The organism is Pseudomonas sp. TE24901 (assembly GCF_054058375.1).
The window spans coordinates 285,029-292,511 of the sequence record NZ_JBSSAF010000010.1; the positions used below are offsets into that span (position 1 = coordinate 285,029).

The 7,483-nt window shown below is 64.1% G+C and carries 8 protein-coding genes; 1 reads left to right on the top strand and 7 read right to left on the bottom strand.

Going from position 1 to position 7,483, the window contains the following annotated elements:
* Positions 1-5: 5 nt before the first annotated feature.
* From ACVWVP_RS21465 to ACVWVP_RS21495, 7 genes are all read right to left on the bottom strand, one after another.
* Positions 6-458 carry an alpha/beta fold hydrolase gene (locus ACVWVP_RS21465; RefSeq protein WP_457407881.1) on the bottom strand — a complete coding sequence of 151 codons (453 nt, stop codon included), beginning with the start codon at positions 456-458 and terminating at the stop codon, positions 6-8.
* Positions 451-1,200 carry an HvfC/BufC family peptide modification chaperone gene (locus ACVWVP_RS21470; RefSeq protein WP_457407883.1) on the bottom strand — a complete coding sequence of 250 codons (750 nt, stop codon included), beginning with the start codon at positions 1,198-1,200 and terminating at the stop codon, positions 451-453. Before ACVWVP_RS21470 ends, ACVWVP_RS21465 begins: the two co-directional genes overlap by 8 nt.
* The gene (bufB, locus tag ACVWVP_RS21475) at positions 1,197-2,021 is read right to left on the bottom strand and encodes an MNIO family bufferin maturase (RefSeq protein WP_457407886.1); all 825 of its coding nucleotides are present in this window, start codon (positions 2,019-2,021) and stop codon (positions 1,197-1,199) included. The genes ACVWVP_RS21470 and bufB overlap by 4 nt, the downstream gene beginning before the upstream one ends.
* A 162-nt stretch (positions 2,022-2,183) precedes the next feature.
* Positions 2,184-2,456: a BufA2 family periplasmic bufferin-type metallophore gene (gene bufA2, locus ACVWVP_RS21480; protein WP_259175038.1), complete on the bottom strand. Its 273-nt coding sequence runs from the start codon at positions 2,454-2,456 to the stop codon at positions 2,184-2,186.
* 28 nt (positions 2,457-2,484) lie between these two features.
* The gene (locus tag ACVWVP_RS21485; protein WP_176995413.1) at positions 2,485-3,246 is read right to left on the bottom strand and encodes an alpha/beta fold hydrolase; all 762 of its coding nucleotides are present in this window, start codon (positions 3,244-3,246) and stop codon (positions 2,485-2,487) included.
* A 12-nt stretch (positions 3,247-3,258) separates the two neighbouring features.
* Positions 3,259-3,696, bottom strand: a complete 438-nt coding sequence (locus ACVWVP_RS21490; RefSeq protein WP_457407889.1) for a DoxX family protein — start codon at positions 3,694-3,696, stop codon at positions 3,259-3,261.
* Entirely contained in the window at positions 3,693-3,965 is a 273-nt protein-coding gene (locus ACVWVP_RS21495) for a BufA1 family periplasmic bufferin-type metallophore (protein ID WP_178922626.1), read from the bottom strand. Before ACVWVP_RS21495 ends, ACVWVP_RS21490 begins: the two co-directional genes overlap by 4 nt.
* Positions 3,966-4,539: 574 nt before the next feature.
* On the opposite strand from ACVWVP_RS21495, the gene ACVWVP_RS21500 reads away from it, so the two are divergent.
* A complete protein-coding gene (locus tag ACVWVP_RS21500) occupies positions 4,540-7,356 on the top strand; it encodes an ATP-binding protein (RefSeq protein WP_457407891.1) in 2,817 nt (938 codons plus the stop codon).
* Positions 7,357-7,483 lie beyond the last annotated feature (127 nt).

Sequence of the window (7,483 nt, forward strand, 5' to 3'; positions counted from 1 at the left end):
TATTTTCATGTTCGCCAATGCCCGGTCTTCGCCATCAGCGCCACCGCCTCGGCAAACCCGGGCTGGGGTAGCGTGTTCAGCGTGACCAGCCCCACGCAGCGGGTGGGCTTCAAGGTGGCCGCCTTGGCCGCCACCCGCGCGCCCTGCTCCACCCCCGCCAGGACGGCCTCGGGGATATGCAGGGCGTTCATCAGTTCCAGCACATCCTGGCCCAGTGTCCCGTCGTCACTGTCGCGCAAGTACGGCACGATCACCCGAAACCCTTGGGCCGCCAAAGGCCCAGTGACGGCGGCAAACACCTGGGTGTCGGCCGCCAGCAAAATAATCGCGTGCCCCTCTTCCGGCCCGAAACGCTCGTAGCGAATTTCCTGCTCATCGGTGCTGACCGTTTGCACGGCAAACGCCGGCGCACACACCGCTACCGCCGCCAGCAGCATAAAACCTCGACGATCAAACATCCCTCACCCCCACAATCAATTCACTGCCCAGCCACGTGGCCAGGTATTCGCCCGCGCACATCACGCCGGCCTCTTCGCCCAGGCGTTCCACCAAAAACTCGCACAGCCCGGCAAAACTGCCGTCGGCCTGCACCTGTTGCAGCGCCGCCAGTTCCAGCGCATCCACCTGGCGCAGGCGCGAGGTGAATTGGCGACGCCACACCAACAGGCCACCCGCCTGTTCCAGCATCACCGCTTCGGGCGCCTGCGTTTCCTGCCACAGCGCCGACCAGATCGCCTCGGCATTGGTCGTCAGCCCATGGCAACGCAGGGACGGCGTCAGGCTCAGCACGGCCGTGTCCCAATCCAGCTCGGCCAACACCTGCGGGGCAAGTGGCTCGGCGTCGGCGGCCACGAACGCCTCATTCAGGGCCGATTCGATCCAGGCCAGTTCATGCACATCGGGGTTGCGCGGGAACACGTCTTTCAAGGTGGCGTAGAAACCTTCCGGGTAAGCATCCAGGGTCCAGGCATGGGGCGGGTGGCTGTCGATATGGGTGATGCTCGCCGCCAGGAACGCCCCCTCGCCGACCCACCGGCGCAGGTGGGGAAACGCTTGTTCCAGGCAGCCCACCAACTGGGCGCGGTAGTTGTTCTGGTACACCGCCAGGCCTGCGGCGTTATTGCCGAGCAGCAGCGCAGACTCATCGGACGCGTTCACCAACCAGTGGCTGAAGACCTGTTGCAGTTCCGCCAGGTTCATCGCTGCGCTCCCAACGCCCGTGCCCTCGACAACTCACGCAGCAGCTCGGTGAGCGGCGGAATCTCATCATCGCGCTCGATCATGGTGGCCACGGGACCGAGCCGGGTCATGACCTCGGCATACAGTTCCCAGACCCCGGCGCACACCGGGCTGTCATGGCTGTCGATCAACAGCTCGCGGCCCTGGCTATGCCCGGCCAAATGCACCTGGCGCACGCGCTCGGCGGGGATGCCGTCCAGAAACGCCAGGGCGTCAAAACCGTGGTTGCTGGCACTGACGAACACATTGTTGACGTCCAGCAGCAGTTCACACCCCGTGCGCTTGGCCATGGCGGCGATGAATTCCCACTCGCTCATGGACGCGCCATCGAACGCCAGGTAGCTCGATGGGTTTTCAAACAGCATCGTGCGGCCCAGCACGTCCTGGGCCTGATGGATATTGGCGCAGACCCGGTCGAGGGCCTCATCTGTATAGGGCACGGGCAACAAGTCATGGGCATTGAAACCCGCACTGCGCGACCAGCTCAGGTGGTCGGAGACGAACAGCGGTTCCACCTCGTCCACCAACGACTTGAGGCGCTGCAAATAATTGGTGTCCAGCCCTTCGGCGGTGCCGATGGACAGGGACACACCATGCAGCGCCACCGGGTAACGCTCGCGTACCTGGCGCAGGATATGGCGGGGCTGGCCGCCTGCGACCATGAAGTTCTCGGAGATCACTTCGACGAAATCCACGGGCACCGAGGTTTCCAGGAAGTCGCAATAGTGCTCCTTGCGCAGCCCCAGGCCGTAGCCGGAAAAGTGGGGGTTGGATATGGACATTCGAGGCTCTCCATCAAAACTGTGGGGCGGGCTTGTTGTGGCGAGCAAGCTTGCTTGCGCTGGGGTGCGAAGCGCCCCCGAAAAAGCCGGAGACTGCTGCGCAGTCAGCGGGAGCAAGCTCCCTCGCCACAAAAAGAGCCCGCTCCCACAGGGGGTGAGGCGTTATTTAGGTTCAGTCAGCGTGCCACCCGCCTTGAGGCATTCGGACGGGGTCTTGACGATCACGCCTTCGCCCTTGCAGCTGTTGAGGCCCTTGCAATCGTTCTTGGCCGTGGCGCAGAGGCTGGTGCCCTTGCAGGTGTTGACGCCGTAGCAACGGCCGGGCTTTTCCGCCTGGTCGGCGGCGCTGGCAGCAGTGGCGAACGAGGCGGAGGCCATGGCGATCATTGCAGCAGCGGCAGCGAGGCTCAGGCGGGATTTGAATGCAGTGTTCATGGGTGTTTCTCCAGGGGGGGTGGGTGAATTACTTGATGACGGATGCCGCGTCTTCGATGACCTTCGCCACAGCCTCAGGCTGGGAGATGTACACCGAGTGGCTGGCCTTGATTTCGGTGACCTTGGAACCGGCGCGCTTGTACATCCAGCGTTGCAAGTCGGGGCTCAAGGCACGGTCTTCGGTGGACACCACGGCGTAGGTCGGCTTCTTGTGCCAGGCCGCAGCCCACACGGTGCCGCCGAACAGCGCAGTGGTGGCCGGCACTTGGGAGGCGGCCATGAAGTCGGTGCGGTTGGTGGTCAGGTCGGCCGCAAAGTCGGCGTTGAATTTGGTGCGGTCGAAGAACAGGTGGCCGTCGCGGCTCGGCTTGATGTCATCGCTGGGCGACGGCATGGAGCCGATCAACTGGGCCATGTTCTCGCCCACTTCCGGTTGCAGCGCCGAGACGTAGACCAGCGCCTTGACCTTGTCGCGGTCGCCGGCAATCGAGATCACCCCGCCACCGGAACTGTGGCCCACCAGCACCACCGGGCCGACTTGCTGCTCCAGCACTTCGCGGGCTTCGGCCACGTCGGCGGCGAGGTTTTCGTGGCCTTGATGCACCACGGTGACCTTGTAGCCCTTGTGAATCAGGATGTCGTGCACCACGCGCCAGCCGGAACCGTCGACAAACGAACCGGGCACGATCACCACGCTTTTACCGGCGCCAGGCTGTGGGGCATCGGCTGCCTGGGCGAACATAGGAACCGTCAGGGCCATGGCAATGGCCAGGGAAGAAAGCATACGCATTGGAACTCTCCATCACTGTGAGGAACGTTGGCCTGAGATCAGGCGGTCGAGGGACCAGGCACCGCCGCCGTAGGCCAGCAACGGCAACAGCAAGCCCGCCCAAGTCAGGTGCACCGGCCAGGCGTCGGGGTACACGAACACCTCGATCACCAGGGTCATGCCCAGCAGCGCGGCGGCGGCCGGGCGGGTCAGCAGGCCCAGCACCAGCAACAGCGGGAACAGGTGCTCGGCATAGGTCGCCAGGTGCGCGGCCCAGTCGGGCGGGATCAGCGGCAAGGCGTATTCCGAGCGGAACAGCGTGTAGGTCGACGGCTTGAGGTTCAGGAAACCCGTGACCTTGGTGCGCCCCGACAGAAAGAACACCGCCGCGATCCCAAGCCGCGCCACCAGCAACAGCAACGCTTCGGGCAGCAGGCGCTGGATCAGCACCGCCGGGGCCGCTCGGCTCATGGCTGCTCCGTCAGGCTGCCGTAGCCTTTGGGGGTCTTGATCTGGGTGCAGGTGCCTTTGTCCACCAGCACCCAGGCGTTGCCCTGGTAGTCGGCGGTGGCGGTGCCGGCGCACGAGGTGCCCTTGCCGGCTGCGCAGTCGTTGGCCCCGGCGAGGGACACGCCAAAGCACTTCTCTTGGGGTTTGGCCTCATCGGCGTGGGCCACGGCGGCGAAGGCGCTGAGGGACAGGGCAAGGGTGGCCGCGAGGGCGGCGTAAGGACGCTTCATCGGTGTATCTCCTGGCTTGACTGAGTGTGGCCAGGGCGCGTGTGACGGGGGTTGACCGCCGGCGCCGGCTGGTGAACAGAGTTAAAGCCAGGCGTGTATCCGGTCTGTGTCGCGAACGCGATAGAACGTCATGCCGGTGTATCAGGATGGGGCGTGGATACAGTTCGATACACAGCCAAATAACAGACGCCAAACCACCGCCGTTTTATTCGGCATCCCGAACGACACAATTAGAAATATTCGCCTTTCCGAACGCAGCCGCTTGCGAGCGTTCGACGACCGCAAAAATCACCATAAATTTCATGCGGTTGTTGTCATCTTTGTTACATGCCAACTGGCATACATTCTGCTTTATCCGTGTTTCTGGTAATAAAATGTTTCAGCTCTGAGACAGTCTCATCCCCTGAAACACGATCCGTGAAACGCCTATAAAAACGACCATGCCCCAAAGGAGGGCGGCCTTCCGACTTTTTGATCGACATCAACTTTCCAAGACTGCTGCTGCACATCTGCACCCAAAAGGGCGAATGGCCTGATCGCCAATAACAAGCCCGACTATAAAAAGGACGAATTGATGAGCTCGAGCAAGAACCACGCAGTGTCCTGTATGGACGCAGACCCCCTGGCCCCGGCAGCCGCCGAGAGCGCCATTGGCTTTGGCCCCTTCCTGTTACTGGCACGCCAGCATGTATTGCTGCGCAATGGCGAGCCCGTCACCCTCGGCAGCCGCGCCCTGTACCTGCTGATCGCCCTGGCCACCCGCGCCGGCGAACTGCTGGAAAAATCCGAACTGATCTCCTTTGCCTGGCCCAAGGTGGTGGTGGAGGAATGCAACCTGCGTGCGCAAATCGTCGCCCTGCGCCGGGCCTTGGGTGACGATGGCAACTTCAGCTACATCGTTACCGTGCCGGGCCGGGGTTATCGTTTTGTAGCACCGGTAACGCTGCAAACGGCCAGTGAAGACAGCTTGCCGGTGCCCTACGTGCGCGTCGAAGAAAGCGCCCTGCCGACGCCTTGCGCCGAAGTGATCGGCCGCGACGGCTTGATCGCCAACCTCGCCGACCAGGTGGTGAGCCAGCGTTTCGTGACCCTCACCGGCCCCGGTGGCATCGGCAAGACCACCGTGGCCATGGCCGTGGCGCAGCGACTGGCCAGCGACGCCGACCTGGCCACCTGCTTCGTCGACCTGGCGCCCGCCACCAGCGGGCAATGGGTGGCCGGCATGCTCGCCAGCGCCCTGGGCATCCAGACCATCAGCGACGACCCACTGCACAGCATCACCGCCACCCTCGGCGAGCGCCGCTTGCTGCTGGTGCTCGACAACTGCGAACACGTGCTGCCCGCCACCGCCGCTGCCGTGGAAAGCCTGCTGCGCCACGCGCCCCACTGCTGCGTGCTGACCACCAGCCGCGAGCCACTGCGCGCCGACGGCGAACGGGTGCACGACCTGGCGCCGCTGCAAGTGCCGGACGAACACGCGCGCCTGAGTGCCAACGAAGCCCTGGCCTGGTCCGGCGTGCGCCTGTTCGTGGAACGCGTGCGTGCCCTCGACCCCGATTTCGTGTTCCACGACGCCGACGTGGCGGCGGTCAGCGCCATCTGCCGCAAGCTCGACAGCAATGCCCTGGCCATCGAGATCGCCGCCGCTCGGGTGCGCACCTTTGGCATCCAGGACCTGGTCGGGCTGCTCGATGGCAGCTTCCGCCTGCAGATGACCGCCCGACGCACCGCTCTCGCCCGCCACCGCACCCTGAGCGCCACGCTGGACTGGACCTACGCCATGCTCAGCAGCGACGAACAGGCGATGCTGCGCCAACTGGCGGTGTTCACAGGCTCCTTCACCCTCGACGCGGTCAAGGCCATGACCGCCAGCAGCAGCCTCGACCCGCGTAACGCCTTGCCACTGCTCGAAAGCCTGATGGACAAGTCCTTGCTGATCGCCGGCGAATCGCAGTTGCTCAAGCGCTACCGCCTGCTGGAAACCACCCGCGCCTACGCCCAGGAAAAACTCACCGAGCACGGCGAAACCAACTTCACCGCCCAGCGCCATGCGCGCTACGCCTTGGGCGTGTTGCAGGAAGCCGGACAGACCCTCGACGGCCTCTCGCCGGAAACCTGGCTGGCCCTCTACGGGCCCGAAATCAACACCATCCGCTCGGCCCTCGACTGGGCGTTCTCGCTGGCCGGCGACCTGCCCCTGGGCATCGAACTGACCCTGGGCGGCGTGCCGCTGTGGCTGCGCCTGTCGCTGGTCAGCGAGTGCCGCACCTGGGTCGAAAAAGGCCTGGCGAGCAACAGCGTGGCCCCCCTGCCGCAGCGCCAGCGCATGCTGCTGCAGACGGCCCTGGCCAGTGTGCTGATGCTCACTTACGGCACCGGCGGCCCCATGCGCGAAGCCTGGCGCCAGGTGCGCGAAGACGCCCGCGACCTCGGCGATGCCGAACACAAACTGCGCGCCTTGTGGGGCCTGTGGACCGACCGCTGCGGCTGCAACCAATACACCGAAGCCCTGGAACTGGCCGAGCGCTACATCGCCCTCAACAGCAGCGGCAACCAGCACCTGCTGGGCAAACGCATGCGCGCCGTGGCGCTGTTCCACATGGGCGACCTGGCGGGCGCCCGGCAGAACATCGACGAAGCCCTCGGCTCGCCGTCGGCGCCACGTTCGCACATCATCGACGTGCATTTTGACCAACGCATCGCGGCGCGCTGCCTGAAGGCCAAGGTGATGTTGCTCGAAGGTGATGTCGATCCGGCGCTGCGTTTGATCGGCACTTGCGTGGATGAAGCCATCTCGCTCGATCACCCGGCGACGCTTTGGTACACCCTGTGCCTGGGCGCGATTCCGCTGGCGTTGCTGGCTTCTAATCTGCCCAAGGCGCGGCATTATTTGAGCCTGCTGCAAGACAGCACCACGCGTCAGGACCTGCATATCTGGCGGCAATTCCGGTTGTGCTTCGAGAGCATTCTGCTGATTCGCCAGGGGTCGCCGGAAGAAGGTGTGCCGCAACTGGGCGAGGCGTTGCAGCAGTTGCAGGGCCAGGGGGATAGCCAACTCTATAGCCTGTTGCGCTGTGAATATGCGCTAGGCCTGGCGCGCCTGGGGCTGGAGAAGCTGGCGTTGGAGGTGTTGGAGGATACGCTGCAATTGGCGGTGGGCCGCCAGGAGCGTTGGTTTGTGCCGCAGATGCTGCGGATCAAGGCGCAGTTGACGTTGCGTCAGGCGCAGTATGGGTCGGTGGATAAGGCCAAGGTGTTGTTGCGCCAGGCGTGGGTGGATGCGCAGTTGGCGGGGGCGCATTTTTGGCGGGCGCAGATTGCGGCGGATTTGGCGCGGTTGCAGGAGCCTAAATTGCGGATTGCTTCGTTGCCCAGGTTTCAGCATCGCTGACGGGGTTGGCTGAGTACATATCCGTTATTTGCGTAACGGCTGCTTATGGTTCCGCTCTTACAGCGGCTCACTTTTGAAAAGCGCAAAAGTAAGCAAAACGCTCTTGCCCCAACACTCGGCACCTCGC